The following is a 1,417-nucleotide window of genomic DNA, read 5'->3' as shown; positions in this document are numbered from 1 at the left end:
GCCCTGCTGCGTCCCCCGGCGTTGCCGCGTTCCCCGGTCCTGCTGCGTCCCCGGGATGACGGCCTCACTCCGGTGGGTGAACGGGAAGTCCCTCGAATGTCGCTTCACCGGGGGGCGTTCCTACGATCTGATCAATCGTGCGAACCCTCGGAGGCGGTCATGGCCGACAGGCGTGGAATCGCAGCTCTAGGCGGCATCTCGCTGGCCCTCGCAGTGCTGGCCCCGCTGGCCGCCTGCACGGCCGGGGGCGACGAGCCCGCCGGGCCGCACCGGATCGACGCGGCCCCGCTGGTCCACCTCTCGGCGGACGGCAAGGCCGATCCCGCCCAGCCGGTCACCGTGAGCGCCGTCCAGGGCAGCACGCTCACCGACGTCACCGTGGTCGGCCCGGACGGCCGGGTGGTCGCCGGGAAGCTCGCGGAGGACCAGCGCAGCTGGCAGACCACCGGCCGGCTGAAGGCCTCGACCGCGTACACGGTGCGGATCTCCGCCGACGACGGCAGGGGCGGCCGCGGCGACACCACCGCGAGCTTCAGCACCGTCGCCGCCCAGCGCGTGCTGACCGCCAAGCTCGGCCCGGACTCCTCCGGCACCGGCGTCTACGGGGTGGGCCAGCCGCTCACCGTGCAGCTCTCCGAGGCGGTGACGGACCCGCAGGCCCGCCAGGAGGTCGAGCGGGCCCTGACGGTCGGCTCCCAGCCCGTCGTCACCGGGGCCTGGTACTGGGTGGACGACAAGAACCTGCACTTCCGCCCGGAGGCCTACTGGCCGGCCGGCACGGCCGTCTCGCTGGCCTTCGACGGCACCGGCACCCGGATCGCGGACGGCCTCTACGGCGGTGACCGCAGCTCGCTGAAGCTGCGGATCGGCGAGCGGGTGGAGTCGGTGATCGACGCGGCCGCCCACGAGCTCACCCTGAAGCGCGACGGCGAGGTGCTGAAGACCATCCCGGTCACCACCGGCAAGCCCGGCTTCGACACCCGTAACGGCGTCAAGGTGGTGCTCGGCCAGGAGCGGTCGGTCCGGATGAACGGCGAGACCATCGGCATAGCCGCTGGCAGCACGGAGTCGTACGACCTCGACGTGAAGTGGGCCACCCGGGTGACCTGGAGCGGCGAGTACGTCCACGCGGCGCCCTGGTCGGTCGGCTCGCAGGGCATCGAGAACGTCAGCCACGGCTGCACCGGCATGAGCACCGGCAACGCCGAGTGGTTCTACCAGCACACCCGGGTCGGGGACCTGGTGACGGTGGTGAACAGCCGGGGCGGCGCGATGGAGTCCTTCGGCAACGGCTTCGGGGACTGGAACGTCGACTGGAAGGAGTGGGTCAAGCACAGCGCCTCAGGACAGCCCGTCAGCACCACCGCACCGCCCTCCCAGGCCCCCGCCGCGGGGATGATCCGCCCCGACCTCTGAC

At 72.3% G+C, this 1,417-nt stretch carries 1 protein-coding gene; it reads left to right on the top strand.

All coding sequences use genetic code 11. The features are described from left to right. Positions 1-159: 159 nt before the first annotated feature. A complete protein-coding gene (locus ACIQOV_RS41350) occupies positions 160-1,416 on the top strand; it encodes an Ig-like domain-containing protein (RefSeq protein ID WP_401056290.1) in 1,257 nt (418 codons plus the stop codon). Position 1,417 lies beyond the last annotated feature (1 nt).

It is taken from the genome of Kitasatospora sp. NPDC091257 (assembly GCF_044757675.1).
GTDB classification, from domain to species: domain Bacteria; phylum Actinomycetota; class Actinomycetes; order Streptomycetales; family Streptomycetaceae; genus Kitasatospora; species Kitasatospora lactacystinica.
The sequence above is the reverse complement of the archived record's forward strand: the minus strand, read 5'-3'. Positions and strand labels throughout refer to the sequence as shown.